Genomic DNA, 20,179 nt, shown 5'->3' on the forward strand with positions numbered 1-20,179 from the left:
CCGATCGGTGCGCGGTGCCTCTCAGTTCATACGGAGGCGGTGCCTCTCAGTTCATACGGAGGCGGTGCCTCTCAATTCATACGGAGGCGACGATGCGGGCCAGTTCGTCGGCGAGCTTGCGGGCCACGTCGAGATCCGAGGCTTCGACCATCACGCGCACGAGTTGTTCGGTGCCCGACGGTCGCAGGAGCACCCGCCCCTTCTCGCCCAGACTGCGCTCCGCCGCGACGACGGCGTCCAGCACCACCGGGGATGCGGCGACGGCACGCTTGTCGCCGACCTTCACGTTGACGAGGATCTGCGGAAGCGTCGTCATCGCCGCTGCCAACTCGGCGATCGGCCGGCCGGTCTCCGCCATCCGGCCCATCAGCCGCAGTCCGGTCAGCACCCCGTCGCCGGTGGTGCCGAAGGCGGGCAACACGACGTGGCCGGACTGCTCGCCGCCCAGGCTGAAACCGCCGGACCGGAGCCCCTCGAGGACGTAGCGATCACCGACGGCCGTGGTGACCAGCGAGATCCCGGCCTCGCGCATCGCGATGTGCAAGCCGAGGTTGCTCATGACGGTCGCGACCAGAGTGTTGTCGACCAGCTCACCCGCGTCGCGCATGCCGAGGGCGAGCACGGTCATGATGGCGTCGCCGTCGACAAGGGATCCGCCGGCATCGACAGCCAGGCATCGATCCGCGTCTCCATCGTGTGCGAGCCCCAGATCGGCGCTGTGCTCGACGACCGCCTTCTGCAGGCTCTCGAGGTGCGTCGATCCGCAGTTCTCGTTGATGTTGAGTCCGTCGGGCTCGGCGTTGATCGCGACGACGGTGGCGCCGGCGGCCCGATAGGCGGCGGGAGCGACGGCCGAGGCCGCCCCGTGCGCACAGTCCACCACCACGGTCAGCCCGTCGAGGCTGTTCGGGAGCGCGGTAGCCAGGTGCCGCAGGTACCGTTCGGCGGCGTCCGGCACCGCGCGGACGCGTCCGATGCCCGCTCCGGTAGGCGCCCGCCGCGTCGTGGTTCCGGCGGCGACGGCCTCGATCCGGTCTTCCACCTCGTCGTCGAGTTTGTGCCCACCGGCCGCGAAGATCTTGATGCCGTTGTCGGGCATCGGATTGTGCGAGGCGGAGATCATGACACCGAGAGCCGCGTCCAGCTCCGCGGTCAGGAATGCCACCGCTGGTGTCGGCAGTACCCCGACGTTCAGAACGTCGACGCCTGCAGAGGTCAGGCCCGCGACGACCGCTGCCTCGAGCATTTCACCGCTGGCCCTCGGGTCACGGCCGACCACAGCCGTCTTTCGTCCACCCGAACCCGGCGACGCCAGCACCGTCGCGGCGGCGGAGGCCACCTGCAACGCCAACTCGGCGGTCAGCTCGGTATTCGCGAGACCACGAACCCCATCCGTCCCGAACAATCGACCCATAGACCAGACCCCTCGCACCTAGGAAACCCACTACATCTCGGATAAAGCACGAGAGCAGGCGTCCGGTAACGATGGACGCCTGCTCTCGGGAAGAACAGGTGCCGAAGCCGACCCGGAGGGCGGCTTCGGCGACACATCAGCGCTTCGAGTACTGAGATGCCTTGCGGGCCTTCTTCAGGCCGTACTTCTTGCGCTCGACGGCGCGGGCGTCCCGCGTGAGGAAGCCGGCGCTCTTGAGAGCCGGACGGTCCTCGGGGGTGACCTCGATGAGTGCGCGGGCGATGGCGAGACGCAGAGCGCCGGCCTGCCCGGACGGTCCGCCACCATGCAGCAGTGCCACGATGTCGAAGGACTCTGCACGCTCGACCGTGACCAGCGGAGCCTTGATCAGCTGCTGGTGCACCTTGTTCGGGAAGTAGTCCTCGATGGTGCGGCCGTTGAGCTTGAAGTCACCCGAACCCGGGGTCAGACGGACGCGGACAACCGCTTCCTTACGACGGCCGACGGTCTGGATGGGGCGATCGATCACGATCGGGGCCTGCGGCGCAGCAGCGGCCTCGATGTCCTCCGCGACCTCGGGCTCTTCGACGGACACGTACTCGTCCGCCGCGACCTCGACAGCCTCGGTGATCTCTTCGGGGTTGGACACGTTCTGCTCCTCCGGCGCCGTCACTGGGCCACCTGCTTGATCTCGAATGGCACCGGCTGCTGCGCGGCGTGGGGGTGGTTCGGGCCCGCGTAGACCTTCAGCTTGCTGCTGATGGCGCGACCCAGCTTGTTCTTGGGGAGCATGCCGACGATGGCCTTCTCCACGAGACGGTCGGGGTTCTTGTCGAGAACCTCACCGACGGAGCGGGACTTCAGACCACCGGGGTGTCCGGAGTGGTGGTACAGGAACTTGCCCTCACGCTTGTTGCCGCTGATGGCAACCTTCTCGGCGTTGATGATGACGACGAAGTCGCCGCCGTCAACGTGCGGTGCAAAGGTGGGCTTGTGCTTGCCGCGCAGCAAGTTGGCTGCCTGGACGGCAAGGCGGCCGAGCACCACGTCAGTGGCGTCGATGACGTGCCACGTGCGGGTCACATCTCCGGCCTTCGGGGTGTACGTAGACACAGAACTTCCTCGTCTTGTTCAATCCGCTGCTGGCCATTGCGTATCGTTCGAGCGATTCCCGGCGGCCAGTTGAGACCCGAGAACCGCCAGCCACTGCGACACGAGGACACAGCGGCGCACGGCACGCCAACGGAGAACACTACCGGTCGGGGCGCCTCAGGGTCAAAACTCACTCCGCGAGCGCATCGGCGAGCTGTTCAACCGCCCACGTCAGCTCGTCGCGCTCGATCACCAGCGGCGGAGCGATGCGGATGGTCCCCTCGTGCGCGTCCTTCGCCAGGACGCGGCGGGCGAGGAGTCTTTCACAGATCGTGCGGGCGGACGGCATACCGTCGGCCAGCTGCACCCCTGCCCACAATCCGCGTCCACGCACCTCCGACACGCGGTCGGCGGGCAGCTGCGACAGCATGCTGTGCAGGTAGCCGCCGAGCTCTCGGCTGCGCTGCTGGTACTCGCCGGTCTCGAGCAGAGCCACCACCGCGCTTCCGACGGCGCACGCGAGCGGATTGCCCCCGAACGTGCTGCCGTGCTGCCCGGGACCGATCACCGTCATCACGGACCAGTCGGCGACGACGGCGGACACCGGCATCAGCCCGCCACCCAGCGCCTTGCCCAGGATGTACACGTCGGGGGTCACGTTCTCGTGGTCGCACGCGAACGTGTCGCCGGTCCGACCGAGACCGCTCTGGATCTCGTCGGCGAGCATGAGGATGCCGCGACGGGTACAGATGTCCCGGACTGCCGCGAGGTAACCGGACGGGGGCACCAGTACACCGGCCTCTCCCTGGATCGGCTCGAGCAGCACGGCCACTGTGTCCTCGGTGATCGCGGACTCGAACGCGTCCACGTTCCCGTATTCGACGGACACGAAGCCTGCCGGGTACGGACCGAATCCGGTGTACGCGTCCGGATCGGACGAGAACCCGACGATCGAGATGGTGCGGCCGTGGAAGTTCCCGGCGCAAGTGATCACCTCGGCACGCCCCGGCGGCACACCCTTGATGTCGTATCCCCACTTGCGGACCAGTTTCAGCGCGGTCTCGACGGCCTCGGCGCCCGTGTTCATGGGCAGGACCGCCTCTTTGTGGCACAGCCTGCTCAGGTCCTCACAGAAGGACGCGAAGCGGTCGTGCTGGAAAGCGCGGCTCGTCAGGGTGAGCCTGCCCAGCTGCTCCCGCGCCACTCGGACGAGGGCGGGGTGTGCGTGGCCGAAGTTGAGTGCCGAGTAACCAGCGAGAACGTCCAGGTAGTCGACGCCGTCGATACCCGTCACCCACGCGCCGGCGCCCGACTCGATCACGACCGGCAGCGGCGAGTAGTTGTGTGCGCTGTGCTCGTCCGCCCTGCTCAGCTGCTCACGCGTGGCATCCGACACCGAAACCGCACTGTCCGACATGACTGATCACCCCTGACTTCCCGCAGTGCCGAGACTGCCCGCATCACCACGTGCGCGGAACCCGCGGAGTTCCAAAGTGCTGCACTTGATTCCGCCACCGGATTTGAGGAACTCCGAATAGTCGACCGGCACGGGCTCGTACCCGCGACCGGACAACTGGTCCGCGAGATGCGACGCCTGCACGGGCAGCACCACATTGACACCGTCGCTCACCAGGTTGAGTCCGAGCCAGTCGGTGTCGGTCTCGGCCGCGATCACCGCATCCGGGAACATCCGCTCGAGGACGGCGCGACTGTCGGGCGAGAACGCCGCGGGCAGGTAGGCGATCGACGAGTCGTCGAGCACCCCCAGCGCGGTGTTGAGATGGTAGTAGCGGGGATTCACCAGGTTCAGGGTGATCACCGGCCGACCGAGATGTGCCGCCGCCTCGGCATGCGACCGTGGGTCGGACCGGAACCCGGTTCCGGCGAGAATCACGTCGCCGACGACGAGGAAGTCGCCCTCCCCCTCGTTGACATAGCGCGGCAGGGTGGGCCTGGTCAGACCGTTGTCCCGGAACCACCGGAACACGTGTTCGGCCTCGGCCCGGCGCTCGGCGGACCGGTACCGGGCACCGAGAGCGACGCCGTCGACGACGAGCCCGCTGTCGGTCACGAACACCATGTCCGGGAGCCCCTCGACGGGGTCGACGGTGAGGACCTCGTGACCGAGTCGACGGTAGGTGTCCGCGAGTGCGGACCACTGCGACATGGCGCGGTCGCGATCGACGGGTTCGCCGGGGCGCATCCAGTCGTTGATGGCATAGAGGACGTCGAAATATGTGGGCGGGCACATCAGATAGGTCCGCGGGCGAGCGTGGCGGGCCGCACGGGCGGCATCGCCCGACGCTACCGACGGGTCCTCGTAAGAGCTCTGGGACTCGATACCAGCAGTGGGCGCCATCTCCACTCCCCCTCGATCCGTGTCGGTGAGATCAGTATCCACCCGACAAAAACCCTGATCAATGCGCTAGCGTTCCATCACATGGATGATTCGTTGCGCATGGACGTCCTCGATCGACGGATCGTTGCGCGGCTGGAGCGCAACGCACGGTCCAGCTTCGCCACCATCGGCGCGGACGTCGGGCTGTCCGCGCCCGCCGTGAAGCGCCGCGTCGACCGGTTGGTCGAGTCCGGTGTGATCACCGGCTTTCATGCGGCGCTCGATCCCCGGGCCCTCGGCCAGGGCGTCGAGGTATTCGTCGAGTTGTACTGCAGTGGGCGCACCTCGGCCGTCGAGATCGCACGGATCGTGTCTCGCCACACCGAGGTCCAGGAGGCGTACACCGTCACCGGCGACGCCAACGCCCTGCTCCGCGTCCGCACCACCGACACAGCACACCTCGAACGAACACTGGAGAATCTGCGGTCCGAGCCCGCGGTGCTGCAGACCAAGAGCAGCGTCGTCCTCAGCAGGCTGATACCGCCCGTCGACTGATTCCCGCCCGCCGACTGATTCCCGCCCGTCGCACCGGGAGTGGACCCAGTGTGCCCCGGCAACCGTGGATTGCCGGGGCACTCAGTGTTACGCAATGATCAGAGCCACGCCGTGGCGTTCCGGTCCTCGGCAGTCTGCATGTCGAGGGCACCGTCCTGGACGACCTTCGCGATCGTCTGCAGAACCTGAAGCAGATCCTCGTGAGCACGGTCCCACTTCGCCTGCACGGCTTGGTAGTTGTCCCGCGCCCCGCTCTCCCACTGCGCCACGAGTCCGTTGACGTAACCCTGGAGCTCGTCGTGCGTTTCGCGCAGCTTCGCTTCGTTCGACTTGATGTCGCTGGCCAGCGCCTGCAACTCGGCAAATCCATACTTCAATGAAGACATTCGGTGCTCCCCTCGAGCTTCGTGAGTGTTCTCGGCGCGCCGGCGCTAGATGTCGAGCGATCCCGAGGCGCCGGCCGAATGGATCGCATCCTGGTTGGCCTGCTCGGCGGCGTCGTAACCCTTACCGTTCTCGCGGATCTTCACCGCGATCTCGTCGAGCGAGTCCTGCATCCGGCGCGAAGCATCTCCATAACGAGCCATCAGCTCCATGAAGGCCGTCTGCGCTCCACCCTGCCACGCCGACGACGACTCCTCGCAACGACCCTTGAGACTGTTGATCGTGCCCTGCAGCTGGCTGTTCACCGTCTGAACATGATTGGCCGCGACCTCCATCTGGCCGACATCGGTTACTACTCCCGCCATCGTGACTCCTTCTATTCTCGGTGCGGCGGCCCCCACTGGACTGCCCGATTCACCCCTACACAAGATTGGACGCATCAACTGCCCAATCGGTTCCACCACCGTGGAAGATTTTCCGGCGCCGCGGGTGGAGTCACCGAACGATCACCAGCGACCGCACGACCTCTTCGCACGCGCTCTCGATCGACTCCCACTCCTCGGTCAGGAACTGGCAGCCGACGCTCACCTGGAGGTCTCGCTCGATGAGGACATGCCACCTCACGGCCGAACTCTCGTCGGGAAACTCGCTGTACGAGATCCCCGGCCTGCCGCCGAACACGACGTCGCGCTCGAGTTCCCTGAACAGCCCCGGGCGGCCGCGTTGCGCAATCTTCGCCGCGAGCGTCGCCGCCACCTCGTCGTAGCCGGCGCCCTCGCGAACCGCGTTCTGCGTGATGATGATTCGCCTGTCGGCCCCGCCGGAAGGCACCAGTTCCACGCGGGCTCCGGACGGAGCCGACGCCCCGTTTACCCGCTGTGTCCAGCCGCCGGGCAGTGTCACCCGAAGGCCGCCGACTTCGAGGTCCGTCCCGGCCGCGGCCGTTGCCGTGGTCGTCGTCGTGGTCGTCCGGGGTAGCCCGAACGTCGTTGTCGGCGTGGGCGCCGCTACCGGTACCGCACTCGCGTCGAGCGCACGGACGGATTCGGCGCCGGAATCGGGGCCCCGGAGAGTGAAGACGAGAACCGCTCCGACGACGACGGCCAGCACCGCCGCCACCGCGAAGAGGGTCGGCCGCACGTGCCGCCGGCCGTCCTGTTCGGATCGTTGCAGCGCCGGCTCGAGCCAGTTCGCCTGCGGCACCGCCATCACCGGGGGCGCCCCCACCGCCTCGGGCAGGCCCGACGCGAGGGCGCGCGCGATCTCTTCGCCGGTGACGACCCGGATATCGGCGGCCGGTTCGACGGATGCGGCCACGGCGTCCCGCATCGACGGAACCTCCCGCGAATCGTCGATTCCCGTCAGCAGAATTCCGTCGACGCGACGGTCACCACGAGCCCGGATGACGAGTTCCGCGACCGCCGCCCCCCACTTCTCGATTCCCTCGTCGGCGCAGACCGACGAATCGTGCTCACACTCGGCCACCCGGTATCCGCCGACCTCGCCGACCACGTAACTGGCGGTCGCGCCCACGGTCCGGCTTTCCACCACCAGCCATCGTCCGGCGGGCGTCGCGATGCTCTCGGCCGCCGCCACGGCCACGGGAACAAGCACCACGCCGGCGGCAACGCGCGCACCCGCATCCGAGAGCACACTCCGCCGTGCGGAACCCCATTCCGAGGGGCAGGACAGTACCGCCGTCGCGATCGGCGCCGACTCCCCGTCGACGCCGATCGCGGACCGCAACACCGCGGTCAGGGCGTCGGACACCGCGAGAACACCGCCGTCGACATCGATGTACTCGTCGTCGACGAAGTAGAGCGGCGTCATCTCGCGAATCGCCGTCGTCACACCCTGCGCGCAGGACCAAATGCCGGATTCGGTGAGATGAATCGCGACCGACGACGTCACAGCGGGGGCATCCACGCGAGCTGGATCAGGCCGGTACCCGAACGGTTGACCAGCGTTCCGCGCCCGGGAGGCATCGCGCTCGGGCGCACGGTCCCGATGAGGTTGCCCTCTTCCCTGTTGCCGCTCATCACGAGGCCCGTCGATTGCAGATCACGCAGGCGCGCGATGACCGGCTCGTACATGGCCCGTGCCGCACCGCCGGATCGTCGCGCGATGATCAGATGGAATCCGATGTCGCGGGCGTGGGGCAGGAATTCGACGATCGCAGCGACGGGGTTGCCGCTCGAGGTCACGACGAGGTCGTAATCGTCGATGACGACGAAGACTTCGGGCCCCGTCCACCAGGACCGGTCGCGCTGCTGCTGACGATTGAAGTCGGGGCCCGGCATGCGCCCCTGCAGCAGGATCGCGAGGTCGTTCATGTTCCTCGTGAGTACGTCCGCGGACGGCGCGTACGACGCCAGGTGCTCCGTTTCCACGACACCGAGCATCGTGCGCCGGTAGTCGCCGAGAATGATCTTCGCCTGTTTGCCCGTGTTCGACGCCATGATGCCCTCGCAGATGTTCCGGAGGAGCGTCGTCTTCCCGCATTCGGTGTCGCCGAACACCAGGAAGTGCGGCTGCTCGGCGAAGTTCAGGAACGTCGGTGCGAGTTCGGCTTCGTCGAGACCGATCGGAATCTGCAGAGATGCCTGCGCGGGGTCGAGGTACGACGGCCACGACCCGGCGGCATGCAGCAGGTCCTCGCGGTCGATCCGGGCAGGCAGCATTCGCACTGCCGGAGCGGGCCGGCCGTGCGATGCGGCAGCGACGACCGATACTGCGTGCGCCACACCTGATGCCAGGTCGGTCGGCTCCGAATTTCCGTCGAACCTCGGCAAGCCGATGAGCAGGTGCAGGCCGTCGCGGGTCATGCCGCGTCCGGGCCGGCCTTCGGGAACCAGTGCCGCAGTCTTGCGCCCGAGGTCGGAATCCGAGGGGTCACCGAGGCGCAGCTCGATCCGCGTGCCGAGTTGATCCTTGAGAGCGGGCCGAACCTCGCCCCAGCGTGAGGCGGTGAGCACGACGTGCACGCCGTAGGACAGCCCCTGGGATGCAAGGTTGGTGATCTGCTGCTCGAGGGCCTCGAAATCCTGGCGGATGCTGCCGAAACCGTCGATGACGACAAAGACGTCTCCGAATGGATCCTGCGCCACCCCGGCCGCCGCGCCACCGCTGCCGGGGTCGCTCGCGCGCAGTCGCCGGAACTCGGCCATCGACTCGACCCCGAGCTCACGGAAGCGCTGCTCACGCTGACGCACGAGGGTGTTCATCTCGGCGATGGTGCGACGCACCCGGTCGACGTCGAGCCGGTTGGCGACCGAACCGACGTGCGGCAGTCCCGAGAGGCCGGCGAGCGTGCCGCCACCGAAGTCGAGGCAGTAGAACTGCACCTGCTCCGCGGAATGTGTAGCGGCCAGCGAGGTGATGAGCGTTCGGATCGCTGTCGACTTGCCGGATTGCGGACCACCGACCACCGCCATGTTGCCGGTGGACCCCGACAGGTCCACGACGAGAAGGTCGCGCCGCTGGTCGTAGGGCCGGTCGACGATCCCGATCGGCGCCCGCAGCGAGCTCAGTGCGGGAACCGGTTCGGTGAGAACCGACCTCGGCAGCATCTGGTCGAGGGTCGGCGCGGCGTCGAGCGGCGGGAGCCACACCTCGTGGGCGCTCGGTCCACGACCCTTGATCCGCTCCACCACGACGTCGATGGTGGTCCGGGTCTCCGTCGTCTCCTCGGTCAGGTGGAGTGACTGTGGTTCGTCGCGGACGTCGACGGGATCCACCGCGACGGGTGTGGCCGTGAATACCTTGGGGCGCAACTCGACCGCGGTCGCACCCGGCCGTTGCACGGTGTCGATGCGGCTGCCCTCGTAGGTGCCGGACACGTACGAGGCCTGGAAGCGGACGATCTCTGCGGAATCGCATTTGAGGTATGCGGCGCCCGGCGTCGCCGGCAGGTGGTAGGCGTCCGGAACGCCGAGCACGGTGCGCGATTCGTTGGCCGAGAACGTCTTCAGACCGATCCGGTAGGACAGATGGCTGTCGAGCCCACGCAGTTTGCCCTCTTCGAGCCTCTGGCTCGCCAGCAGCAGGTGGATGTGCAGCGACCGGCCGAGTCGGCCGATGGCGACGAAGAGATCCGCGAACTCGGGCTGCTGACTGAGCAGTTCGGAGAACTCGTCGACGACGATGAACAACGCGGGCAAAGGGTCGAGGTCGGCGCCCGCCTGGCGTGCCTTCTCGTACTCGGTGACATTCGCGAAGTTCCCGGAGGAGCGCAGGAGTTCCTGGCGGCGGTTCATCTCGCCTGCGAGCGCGTCCCGCATCCGGTCGACCATGGCCAGTTCCTCGGCCAGGTTGGTGATCACCGCTGCGACGTGCGGTGCCTCGTCGAGGCCGAGGAACGTGGCGCCGCCCTTGAAGTCGACGAGGACGAGGTTGAGCGCGTCCGGCGAATGCGTCGCGATCAGGCCGAGTACCAGCGTCCGCAGGAATTCCGACTTACCCGACCCGGTCGCTCCGATGCACAGACCGTGCGGGCCCATCCCGTTCTCGGCGGACTCCTTGAGGTCGATCTCCACCGGATGACCGTCCACGCCGACACCGATCGGCACCCGCAGCCGGTCACGCCCGTGGCGGGGCAGCCACGCGTGATCCGGGTTGAGTCGGCCGACGTCACCGATCCCCAGCATCTGGCTCCACGACTGCACCGGCTGTTCGTCGTCGCCGGCATCCACCGCCGACTGCGATGCCGTCCGGTACGGCGCGAGGCGCCGGGCCAGCGTTTCCGCCTGATGGTCGCTGACGAGGTCGGCTGTCGCGAACATCTCCACACCGGTTCCGCTGCGGGCGCCGAGCGCTCCCTCCTGCGCCACCAACTGGAGTCCGCGCGTGGTCGTCAGCCGGGGGCAGAAGCCACTGATGTCGAGAACGGTGACCGAGTCCACCCCGCCATCCGTGATCATCCCCGATTCACCCTCGAGGATCCCACCGTCGACGACGATGACGAACTGCGGGACACCGGGGACCGCGGGGGCGTTGCGTGAGAACCGGTTTCGCATCGACAGCTGCGGACCGAGCGCGGATTCGAGTTCGAGGACCGATCCGTAGATCATGCGAGAGGAACCGACGCCGTCGAACGACTCCGGGTGTTGCGCGTGCGGCAACCACTTGGCCCAGTCCCACTCGTGCTGGGTGTCGGGGCCGCACACGACCGCGACCAGGAGATTGTCCGGACCGTGAAACGCGCACAACTGCATCAGCATCGACCGCACCAACGACCGTGCCGTACCACGGTTCCCCTCCACCGAGACCGCGGCGAAGCCGCGCAGCGACACCGCCGTGGGCAGATCCTGAACGACGGAATGCGCACGGACGAAGCGTCGAAGCGACACCGCGGCAACCGGTTCCAGATCCTCCACGGGACCTGTCTCCGGTGCGATGAGGCGGGTCGCAAGGCGCTGGCTTCCCCGCCCGACGCGCACATGGCAGTAGTCGGGATCGGTGATCCGGCGCTCCCACATGCGCGCGGTGCCCGCAAGAGTCCACAACAGACCCGGCTCGGGGTGACTCCAGTCGAGCGCCTTGCGCTGCTGCTCACCGGTCTCGGTGATGTCGCGGCGCAGTTGGTCCAGGTAACGCAGGTAGTCCTTGCGGTCCTCGTTGGCCTCGGCGGCTTTCGGGCCGCCGCGGCCACCGCCCGCCAGCATGCCGAGCATCGACACCATCATCATGACGGGAAACAGCATCGACATCGGATTGCGCGCCATGCCCGACGTGAACATCAGGGCCATCATCCCGACCATCGCGACGACCATGACCAGGGGAAGAAGTTTGGTCAGCAGGTTTCCCGGAACGAGGCGCGGAATCTCGGGCGGCGGTTGCAGGCTCACTTCGCCGCCCGGAATACGTGGTACCTCTCGTCGCGCCCTGCGCACGAACCGAATAGTGCTCACCAGCTGCCCCCCATGACTACAACCGCCCCGAAAAACCATGCAGCCGATCCGACCCGGAAGTCCGGGTCGCCCCCCTGGGCTGATCCGCGAAGTCAGACAGTAACCCATGACGGGCGGTCGGGCATACGGAAGGTCCGGGCCCCGCCGGACACTGGAGGCGGCACCCGCGGATGTCGTAAGGTCGGACAGCAAAATCGGATGACGATCCGTGGCCGGTCGTCGATCGGTGTCGTAACGGCGCAGATGGGGTTGTGCGTCGCAGAGTTGGGGGAATCGCCAGTGTCCATCACCCATGACGAATCGCGGGGCTCCGCCTCGTCCACCCGTCCCGGCGCCGCAGCAGATCTGTGCCGGATCACCGTGCTGTCGGCGCATTCACAAGTCGACATGGCGGTGCCGTTCGGCGTGCCGCTGGCCATTCTCGTCCCGGGAATCGTCGACACGATCCACACCCACCGCAGCACCAACGACTTTGACGATTCGCTCGAGCAGTACGAGCCCAGCGAGTGGGTTCTCGCGAAGATCGGCCATTCGCCGCTCTCGACCACGTTGACGTTGCACGAGCACGGAATCCGCGACGGTGATCTGCTCGTTCTGCAGAGCGTGCATGCCGCCGCGCCGCCGCCGCTGTTCGACGACATCATGTACAACGTCGCGATCGCCGACGCCGAGGACGACCGGGAGTGGACCCGCGGTTCGGCTCGGGTCGTGGGCTCCGTGGCCGCCGTCCTCGGCACCGGGGCCGGCGCGTTCGCGCTGCTGTGGTCCGGGGCCGGGACGGGGGGATTCCTCGGTGCCGGTTGTGCGCTGGCGACGGCGATCCTGTTCCTGATCGCCGGCGCGGTTACGGGCCGGATCTACGGCGACGCGCCCGGTTCCGTCGTGCTCAGCGGATGCGCAGTGCCACTCTCGTTCACCGCGGGGATGCTGTTCGTGCCCGGCGAACTCGGCGCTCCCCATTTTCTTCTCGGACTGGCCCTGGCTGGAACCACCGCCGTCCTGGCGTTGCGACTCGGCGGGGTCGGACTGCGCACGTTCACCGCTCTGTCGGTGACCTCGTTGTTCGGCTCGTTCGCCGCACTCGCCGCGACACTGTTCGGCACTCCGGTGTCCGCCGTCGGGGCCGGGGTCGTGGCAGCCGCGCTGACCGGACTCACCTTCTCGGCCCGGGTGGCAATCCTGCTGGCAAAGCTTCCGCTACCCCCCGTCCCGGCCCCGGGCACCTCGGTCGACCCGTCCGAGGACGACCCGGACGACGAGGTCACGATGCCGTCGTTCGACGCTCTCGCCCAACGAGCGGCGCGGGCCCGCAAATACCTCACAGGCCTGGTCGGCGCGATGACAGCACTCGCCGTGACCGGTTCAGTCCTCGCCGCGCAACCCGGCGTGCACGACGGAATCTTCTGGCCCGGGCTGTCACTCGCCGTCGCGACCGCGACCGTCCTGACGTTCCGGGGACGCACGTACAGCAGCGCCGAACAGGCCGTACCGCTGATCGCGGGCGGTGTCACGATCGCGGTGCTGCTGCTCACCGCGACGGCCGCTGCCCTGCCCGACTTCGCGATCGGGTCGTTCGCCGTCGCGATCATGTTCGCCGTCGGTGCGCTGGTGCTGGGCATCATCGCCCCACGCCAGACGTTCTCGCCCGTGATGCGGCGGGGCGCGGAACTCGTCGATCTCGCGGTGATCGCGTCGATCGTGCCGCTCGTGTGCTGGGTGACCGGCCTCTACTCGCTGATGCGCGGACTGTGAGGCTCCGCGTCACCCGCGTCGTCCTGGCCACTGCGATCGTGGCGGTCAGCGCCGCCGCGGGCCAGGGTGGGGCGGCCGCGGTGGTCCCCGCCCCCATCGACGTCGGTCTTCTTCCACCCAAGGACGGAACGAAGGTCGAGAAGCGGCGGCCCTGCAAAGATGCGGTACGCGTACCGGACGGCCCCGACGTCCCGGCCGCCCAGCGTGACCTCGACTTTCAGTCGGTCTGGCCGATAAGCCGGGGCGCCGGTCAGATCGTTGCGGTGATCGACACCGGCGTCTCGCGGCACCCCCGGCTGCGCGGACTCATGGACGGTGGTGACCTCGTGGGAACCGAGACCGGCACGGTCGATTGCGACGCGCACGGCACGCTCGTCGCCGGGCTGATCGGCGCAGCGCAGGTGCCCGGCTCCGGCTTCTCCGGTGGTGCACCGGATTCCCGGATCCTGTCCATCCGCCAGTCGAGCAGCGCGTACAGTGCCGCGGGCCAAACCGATCAGGTCGACAACGCCGGCAACTCGGTCGGCGGATACGGCAACGTGGCGACGATGGCAACGGCGATCCGGCGTGCAGCCGACATGGGCGCGACCGTCATCAATATCTCCGAGGTCGCGTGCAAGACCGCCGCCGAGGGAATCGGCAGTGGCGATCGGTATCTGGGGTCGGCCGTGAAGTATGCCGTCACGGTGCGCAACGCCGTGGTCGTCGCGGCGGCGGGCAACTTCGGTTCCGCAGAATGCAAGATTCAGAATCCTGCACTCGACCCCCTCCGCCCCGGCGCCGATCCGTGGGATTCCGTCAGCACCATCGCCAGTCCCGCCTGGTACGACGACTACGTGCTGACCGTCGGATCTGTCGAGGCGAACGGGTCACCGAGCGACTTCAGCCTGGCCGGTCCCTGGGTCGACGTCGCAGCCCCGGGATCCGGTCTGACATCGCTGCACCCGACCACCGGCGACCTGACCAATACGGTGTACGGCGCACAGGGCAATGCGGAGCCGGTGCGGGGAACAAGTTTCGCGGCCCCGTACGTCTCGGCGACTGTGGCGCTGGTCCGTTCGCGGTTCCCGCAACTGTCCGCGCAACAGGTCATGACCCGGATCGAAGCCACCGCGCACGCACCGGCGGAGGGATGGAATCCGTCGGTCGGGCACGGGATCATCGATCCGCTGGCCGCGGTCACCGTCGACGTTCTCCCCGACGGCGCCGCTGTCGATCAGTCCAATTCCGTGGCGATCGAGGCGCTCCCGGCCCCGGCTCCGCCGGATCGTCGCCCGCGCGACATCGCGGTGGCCGCCACCGGAACGCTGGGTGCGCTGCTCGTGCTCGGCGTCCTGGCGTCGTTCCCACTCCGCCGCCGTTTCCGGTCCGCGCCAGATCGGCGCTGACCGAACCGGCTCAGTTGGACCCCGACGCGACGGCGGCGGGGTCGAGGTCCGGCGCGACCCCGTCGTGTGCGACGAGCGCCGACGACTTCCCCAGCGACGGACCCTGCGCCAGCAGGCCGAGAATCTGCCAGGGCGCCAGGGGCTGGGCACCGTCGAGACCCAGCGCCTTGGCGGAGTCACCGTCCGGGATACCGAACCGGACCCCCGTGTCCGCGACGAAGAAGGTGCTGTCCCGTCGGGTGCCGGTGGGCTCGATGCCGGTGGACTGTACGAAACCGCTTGTGCCCGGTTGCACGTACACCGAGTCCGCGTTGTCACCCGTGCCGTCCGCTTGGGCCAGCTCGACAGCGCGGGCGTCACCGGGAATCGGGAGCGTCCGTCCCGCCATCAGCGACAGTTCGGCCGCCGGACCGCTCGATCCGGTCTCGTCCGGAGCCCGGAGAGGCTTCCAGGACAGGCAGCTGATGGGCCTGTCGGTGGCATCGACGATCGTCGGCGCCGACTCCGGGAAGCTGTCCACCGCAATTTGTTCGACGGAGGGGATCCGTTTGGTGGCGTCGGGCGCGATGCTCGACATCTCGGTGTCGCCGTGCGAGTCGGACAGGAAGATCAGGTTCGCGACGGCCGAACTGATCTTCTGGATTCCGTCGCGCAGTACCACGTAGTGGGTGGTCTCGGAGCCGATCAGCACCTGGAAGACGGATCCCACCACTTTGTCCTGCAGCGGATACCGGGGGCTGCCCCCGGCCCCCGGGATGTCGGGCGCCGCGAGCGGCGGCACTTCGGGGACGGCGTTGACGAGGCCCTTGCTCACCGGGCGCGGGCGCGCCCCCTCGAGGCCGAGCGCCCGGGTGACCGCCGGGTCGTCGAGGTCGATCCTGGCTCGCTTGCCGCCATAGATGAGGTACGACGCGTCGGACGTCGACGCGAGCAGCGCCTGACCTCCGCCAAGGGGCCCGCCGCCCTCGGAGCCCTCCGTCTCGCCGACGATGACCGATGTTGTGACGGAGCGATTTCCGTCGGCTCCGATCGAATCGCACACCGTCCACGGGGTCTTCGCCGCGGGGTCTCCGGGCGGCAGCGCCGACGGCGCACCGGGGATTCCCACGAGGGCACCGCGGGGACGTGTGTCGAGTTCGGATTCCTTGACGATCACCGGATTCTCGGACTTTCCGACGATGAGCCGGGCGGACGCGAGATTCAGGACGGGACGGAGCGTGTCGCCCATGACGACGAACATCGCGCCGGAATCCTTCCCGACGACGATCGATGCGTCGCCGATCTTGTCCTGCGGGCGGAAGAGGGCCAGCCCGGCACACGCGGCGAGTGCAAGCGACGCGATCACGACCCCCACCACGAGTGCGCGCGACTGTGACCGCATCGGGTCGTGCAACATTCGGACGTCGCGGCGCACCAGAGCGTGCTCCAACCGCCTGACCAGAAAACGATACCCGTTGACCTGCCACCGAGTAGTGGGTGTTACCGCCATTGTTCCTCCCCCGTGCCGCGCTGCGCTCGGGGGAGACGATACAGTTCGATCGACAGTCTTCACGGTGGACGGGTATGGGTCCGCCGGGTTCAGGTATTCGGGGGAGGAACCATGAACCGCTCGCGCGCCACACGACCGTCGTCACGCCGGTTGTCGTCATTCCGGTTGTCGGCGAACGACATTGTCATTGCGCAGCTTCTGGGAGTGGGAGGCGGGGTCACGGCCTCGCTGTGCGGGCTCGTGTGGTGGGGAGCCGTCGCCGCTGCCGGCGTCCTCGTCCTTGCCGCGCTGATCCGCGTGGGCGGTTGGTCGAGTGTCGACTGGGCCCGGACCGCGTGGCGGTACTTCACTGCGCCCGGCCGGGCGCAGTCGCGGACCGTCAGCTTCCAGTCGCAGACAGGGCAGTCCGTCGGGCTGCGCTGGGACGGTGGGAGCGTGGTAGCCGTCGTCGAGGTCCTGCCGCCCGCGGGGAGCCTCACGCAGATCACCCGCGACGGTTTCCAGACGACGCACGCCCTTCCCACCGAGGCGCTCGCCGCATGCCTCGTGCAGCACGACATCTCGCTGAGCGGAATCGACATCGTCAGCCACGGCTACCGTGCCGCTGCCGGCACGCCGGCCACCGATGTGTACGACAGGCTGGTGGGTCCGTTGCCGGCGACCGCAACCCGAATGGTGTGGCTCGCCCTGCGATTCGACGCCACCGGGAGCGTCGCCGCCGTGGCCCGGCGTGGTGGCGGCGAAGCCGGCGCCTGCCGCGCGATCACGATCGCGGCGAGCCGGGTGGTGCGGGCACTCACCGACTCGGGCTGCCGGGCCCGCATTCTCACCGCGCCGGAAATCGAATCCGCTGCACTGCAGATCAGTCGGGGCGTCGATCCGAATACCTTCGAGGAGACGTGGAATCACGCGCCGCTCCCCGGGGTCCGCAACACCGGCTACGGCGTCGACCCGCGGTACCTCACGAAGGATCTGCTCGCGAAGCTCTGGGTACCGTCGAGCCTCGGCACCACCGTGACGATCCGGATCCGCCCCAGCGGGAACGCCGGGCACGTGAAGGTCGGTGCGTCCTGCCGGCTGACCACTCGGACAATGCCCGAACCGCTCACGATTCCCGGGCTCGTCTCGATGCAGGGCCGTCAGCGCGACGGACTGCTGTCCAATCTTCCGATCGCCGTGTCGGAGCTCGACGGCGCGATGCCGTTGTCCGACTTCCCCGCGGAAAGACTGGGTGCTCTCCACCTGCCCCCGGCGGGGTGCGGACAGCTCATCGGCTCCGACGACTACGGCCACGGAGTCACCGCCCGGATCGCGGGTCCCGGCGTCGGCATGGTCTACGTGGCGGGCGAGTTGTATCTCGCCCAGCAACTGGTGTTCCGTGCCATCGCCACCGGTGCGCGCGTGCTCATCCACACCGACCGGCCCGAGACGTGGTCTTCGCTGATCGATTCCATCGCCACACCCGACCGGCTTCGCATCGCCGGTCACAATCCGCAGTCCGACAACAGCTTCAACACCGTCGTGTTCGACGGCGTCGACGCGCTACCGCCCCGTGCCGGCGTCACTGCCATCTACCTGTACGGGGAGCCCAGTCAGTGGCCCGGCGCCGAGCCGGACCTGTCCATCGTCCAGCCGGACGCGATGGGCGACCGCATCCTGCTGTCGACCGGCGGCACGAGCATCGAACTGATGCTGGTCACCATCTCGTCCGAGACGGCGTTCATCGGACGGCCCCGCGCTGTCGACGAGTATCAGCCCGCGCATCTGCACTAACCCGGATACGGGATGCGTGCACGCTGGCCTCGTGTGGCGTCGGCCCACCACACCAACTCCGCGAGCATGCGGTCCGCCGAGTCGGCGGCGGCGCCGTCCGAAGTCTGCCCCGCGTCGTCGAATCTCTTGCGCACCTGGTGGAAACTCACGCTCTGCCGCACCGACACCATGTGGAGTTCGGCCACCACCTGACGCAGTTGTTCGGTCGCTCGCAGGCCGCCGGACAATCCGCCGTAGGACACGAATCCGATGGGCTTCGTGCGCCATTCGTGTTTGACGCTGTCGAACGCGGTCTTGAGCGCTGCCGGGTATCCGTGGTTGTACTCGGATGTGACGATCACGAACGCGTCGGCTCGCCCCACCCGTTCCCGGAACTCTTCCGTGGCCGGGGATGCGCCGAGATCCTGCGGCAACGGCGTGTCGGCCAGATCGATGATCCCGACGTCGAGTCCCGGGTGGGCGCGGGCGCGTTCGGCGAACCAGCGGGTCACGACCGGGGCGATCCGGCCGACCCTGACCGACCCGACGACGATCTCGATCCGGACGGGCTCGGCTGCGGTCATGAACAGGCTCCTTCTTCCGGGGCGATGTGTGCTGTCGCACGATCGGCCTTTCAGTCCCCGCAGCAGCCGCCCGGCACGGTGCGGACGTCTCGGGTGATCCGATTGCGTGCGGCCAGGTCGGCGTCGTCCGGGTAGTCGACGCGCACCAGGGACAGTCCGTGCGCGGGAGCGACCAGGATCGAACTGGACCGCGACGTCTCACGGAGCAGACCTTCGATCCAGTCGAGGTCGCGGCGGCCCTCCCCCACCGCGAGAACGGCGCCGACGAGACTGCGCACCATCGACCAGCAGAACGCGTCCGCGCTGACGAAGGCGGTGAACACCTCGCCGGTGCGCTCCCAGTCGAAGCGCTGAAGATCGCGGACCGTGGTGGCGCCTTCCCGGCGTTTGCAGAACGCCGCGAAGTCGTGCAGTCCCAGCAGTGTCGCGGACGCTGCGCGCATGAGTTCGAGATCGAGGACCTTGGGATACGACACGGTGTCCCGGGCTCGCAGCGGTTCGGCACCGTAGGCCGCGGCCGTGAGGCGGTACTCGTAGTGCCTGCGCATCGCGGAGAACCGCGCGTCGAAGTGGTCCGGCGCGAACGAGATCCGCGTGATGCGCACATCCTTCGGGAGGAACCGCGCGAGGCGGCGGACCAGCCGGGACGGATCGTCCGGCACGGCGTCCACCGGGACGTCGACGTGCGCCACCTGACCGGTGGCGTGAACTCCGGCATCCGTCCGTCCCGCCACCGTGAGCTGCAACGGTGTGCGCAGGACCGCGCCGAGTTTCTCCTCGATCTCCCCGCACACCGTGCGCAGGCCGATCTGGCGGGCCCACCCGGAGAAATCTGTTCCGTCGTAGGCGATGTCCAGCCGGAGCCGGGTGGTCTCATACGAAACGGGCCCGCCGTCCCTCTCGGGGACGACGGGCTCGTTCGATTCAGCGTGTGCCGAAACCAAGAGGACTAGTCCTTCTTGGCCTCTTCGGCCTCGGGAGCGTCGGCCGCGGTGGCGGACTCGTCCTCGATGGCCTCGACGACGGCGTCAGCGTTCTCGACCTCGGCGTCGGTAGCCTCGGCCTCGACGGCCTCGACGACGTTCTCCTCGGCGGGAGCAGCAGCCGGCGCATCCTGCGAAGCCTTCACGCGACGAGCGCGGTCGGCCTCGGAGGTGACGGTCTTCTCCTTGACGAGCTCGATGATCGCCATCGGCGCGTTGTCGCCCTTGCGGGGGACCGTCTTGATGATGCGGGTGTAGCCGCCGTCACGATCGGCGTAGAACGGGCCGATCTCCGCGAACAGGGTGTGCACGACATCCTTGTTGCGGATGACCTTCAGAACCTCGCGACGGTGAGCCAGGGTTCCGGCCTTGGCGTGCGTGACGAGCTTCTCGGCGTACGGGCGCAGGGCCTTGGCCTTGGACTCCGTGGTGGTGATGCGGCCGTGCTCGAAGAGCGCGGTAGCCAGATTGGCGAAGATCGCCTTCTGGTGCGAAGCCGACCCGCCGAAGCGGGCACCCTTCTTGGGCTTGGGCATGAT

The 20,179-nt window shown here is 68.1% G+C and carries 17 protein-coding genes; 4 read left to right on the forward strand and 13 right to left on the reverse strand.

The window, feature by feature from the left end; translation table 11 throughout:
* Positions 1-76: 76 nt before the first annotated feature.
* The 5 genes from glmM to ddaH form a co-directional block, all read right to left on the reverse strand.
* Entirely contained in the window at positions 77-1,414 is a 1,338-nt protein-coding gene (glmM, locus tag H0B43_RS05855) for a phosphoglucosamine mutase (RefSeq protein ID WP_185728895.1), read from the reverse strand.
* Between the two features lie 136 nt (positions 1,415-1,550).
* On the reverse strand, positions 1,551-2,087 hold the full coding sequence (gene rpsI, locus H0B43_RS41330; protein ID WP_005239729.1) for a 30S ribosomal protein S9: 537 nt from the start codon (positions 2,085-2,087) through the stop codon (positions 1,551-1,553).
* Positions 2,084-2,527 carry a 50S ribosomal protein L13 gene (rplM, locus tag H0B43_RS05865; RefSeq protein WP_005239728.1) on the reverse strand — a complete coding sequence of 148 codons (444 nt, stop codon included), beginning with the start codon at positions 2,525-2,527 and terminating at the stop codon, positions 2,084-2,086. The genes rpsI and rplM overlap by 4 nt, the downstream gene beginning before the upstream one ends.
* A 169-nt stretch (positions 2,528-2,696) precedes the next feature.
* Entirely contained in the window at positions 2,697-3,923 is a 1,227-nt protein-coding gene (rocD, locus tag H0B43_RS41335; RefSeq protein ID WP_185728894.1) for an ornithine--oxo-acid transaminase, read from the reverse strand.
* Positions 3,924-3,929: 6 nt separating this feature from the next.
* Positions 3,930-4,865 carry a dimethylargininase gene (gene ddaH / locus H0B43_RS41340; RefSeq protein ID WP_185728893.1) on the reverse strand — a complete coding sequence of 312 codons (936 nt, stop codon included), beginning with the start codon at positions 4,863-4,865 and terminating at the stop codon, positions 3,930-3,932.
* An 81-nt stretch (positions 4,866-4,946) separates the two neighbouring features.
* Between ddaH and H0B43_RS05880 the strand changes: the two genes are divergently transcribed.
* A complete protein-coding gene (locus H0B43_RS05880; protein ID WP_185728892.1) occupies positions 4,947-5,399 on the forward strand; it encodes an Lrp/AsnC family transcriptional regulator in 453 nt (150 codons plus the stop codon).
* Between the two features lie 98 nt (positions 5,400-5,497).
* Here the strand turns inward: H0B43_RS05880 and H0B43_RS05885 are convergent, their stop codons facing one another.
* The 4 genes from H0B43_RS05885 to eccCa all read right to left on the reverse strand — a co-directional run bounded on the left by H0B43_RS05885 (position 5,498) and on the right by eccCa (position 11,692).
* Positions 5,498-5,785, reverse strand: a complete 288-nt coding sequence (locus tag H0B43_RS05885; protein ID WP_185728891.1) for a WXG100 family type VII secretion target — start codon at positions 5,783-5,785, stop codon at positions 5,498-5,500.
* Positions 5,786-5,830: 45 nt separating this feature from the next.
* On the reverse strand, positions 5,831-6,148 hold the full coding sequence (locus H0B43_RS05890; protein ID WP_185728890.1) for a WXG100 family type VII secretion target: 318 nt from the start codon (positions 6,146-6,148) through the stop codon (positions 5,831-5,833).
* A 130-nt stretch (positions 6,149-6,278) separates the two neighbouring features.
* Positions 6,279-7,709: a type VII secretion-associated protein gene (locus tag H0B43_RS42785; protein ID WP_185728889.1), complete on the reverse strand. Its 1,431-nt coding sequence runs from the start codon at positions 7,707-7,709 to the stop codon at positions 6,279-6,281.
* A complete protein-coding gene (gene eccCa / locus H0B43_RS05900; RefSeq protein ID WP_185728888.1) occupies positions 7,691-11,692 on the reverse strand; it encodes a type VII secretion protein EccCa in 4,002 nt (1,333 codons plus the stop codon). Before eccCa ends, H0B43_RS42785 begins: the two co-directional genes overlap by 19 nt.
* 279 nt (positions 11,693-11,971) lie before the next feature.
* Here eccCa and eccD point away from each other — a divergent pair, with 279 nt between their 5' ends.
* Both eccD and mycP read left to right on the forward strand, forming a co-directional pair.
* The gene (eccD, locus tag H0B43_RS05905; RefSeq protein WP_185728887.1) at positions 11,972-13,444 is read left to right on the forward strand and encodes a type VII secretion integral membrane protein EccD; all 1,473 of its coding nucleotides are present in this window, start codon (positions 11,972-11,974) and stop codon (positions 13,442-13,444) included.
* Entirely contained in the window at positions 13,441-14,832 is a 1,392-nt protein-coding gene (gene mycP, locus H0B43_RS05910; protein ID WP_185728886.1) for a type VII secretion-associated serine protease mycosin, read from the forward strand. The genes eccD and mycP overlap by 4 nt, the downstream gene beginning before the upstream one ends.
* Before the next feature lie 10 nt (positions 14,833-14,842).
* On the opposite strand, the gene eccB is transcribed toward mycP, so the two are convergent.
* Positions 14,843-16,321: a type VII secretion protein EccB gene (eccB, locus tag H0B43_RS05915; protein WP_185728885.1), complete on the reverse strand. Its 1,479-nt coding sequence runs from the start codon at positions 16,319-16,321 to the stop codon at positions 14,843-14,845.
* A gap of 111 nt (positions 16,322-16,432) precedes the next feature.
* Here eccB and eccE point away from each other — a divergent pair, with 111 nt between their 5' ends.
* Complete coding sequence (gene eccE / locus H0B43_RS05920; RefSeq protein WP_185728884.1) at positions 16,433-18,094, forward strand: type VII secretion protein EccE; 1,662 nt, start codon at positions 16,433-16,435, stop codon at positions 18,092-18,094.
* Here eccE and H0B43_RS05925 read toward each other — a convergent pair.
* From H0B43_RS05925 to rplQ, 3 genes are read right to left on the reverse strand one after another with little or no spacing between them, the layout of a single operon-like run.
* Positions 18,091-18,657, reverse strand: coding sequence for an NADPH-dependent FMN reductase (locus H0B43_RS05925; protein WP_185728883.1), 567 nt, complete (start codon positions 18,655-18,657; stop codon positions 18,091-18,093). The two genes, eccE and H0B43_RS05925, sit on opposite strands and share 4 nt — an antisense overlap.
* 50 nt (positions 18,658-18,707) lie before the next feature.
* Positions 18,708-19,601: a tRNA pseudouridine(38-40) synthase TruA gene (truA, locus tag H0B43_RS05930; protein WP_185728882.1), complete on the reverse strand. Its 894-nt coding sequence runs from the start codon at positions 19,599-19,601 to the stop codon at positions 18,708-18,710.
* Positions 19,602-19,606: 5 nt separating this feature from the next.
* Positions 19,607-20,176 carry a 50S ribosomal protein L17 gene (gene rplQ, locus H0B43_RS05935; protein ID WP_185728881.1) on the reverse strand — a complete coding sequence of 190 codons (570 nt, stop codon included), beginning with the start codon at positions 20,174-20,176 and terminating at the stop codon, positions 19,607-19,609.
* Positions 20,177-20,179 lie beyond the last annotated feature (3 nt).

This window comes from Rhodococcus sp. 4CII (assembly GCF_014256275.1).
GTDB lineage: Bacteria > Actinomycetota > Actinomycetes > Mycobacteriales > Mycobacteriaceae > Rhodococcus_F > Rhodococcus_F wratislaviensis_A.